At 50.2% G+C, this 267-nt stretch carries 1 rRNA gene; it reads right to left on the bottom strand.

Annotation, left to right across the window (positions count from 1 at the left end):
* Positions 1–95: ribosomal RNA gene (gene rrf, locus MES37_RS24665) — 5S ribosomal RNA — on the bottom strand; the annotation flags it as partial.
* Positions 96–267 lie beyond the last annotated feature (172 nt).

The raw sequence follows: 267 nt of genomic DNA, 5'->3' as shown, positions 1-267 counted from the left end.
GCATGGGGAGACCCCACACTACCATCGGCGCTACGGCGTTTCACTTCTGAGTTCGGCATGGGGTCAGGTGGGACCACCGCGCTAGTGCCGCCAGGCATATTCTGTTTCATCAACCGTCACAGTCTTACCTGTAACCATCGACTTAAAATCTCGGTTCAAGCTGAAAATCAAATGCTTAGTCTCTCAACCAAAACACCTTCGGTGTTGTAAGGTTAAGCCTCACGGATCATTAGTACTGGTTAGCTCAACGTATCGCTACGCTTACAC

The organism is Buttiauxella sp. S19-1 (assembly GCF_022134725.1).
Lineage (GTDB): Bacteria > Pseudomonadota > Gammaproteobacteria > Enterobacterales > Enterobacteriaceae > Buttiauxella > Buttiauxella ferragutiae.
This window is presented reverse-complemented; position numbering and strand designations above follow the sequence as displayed.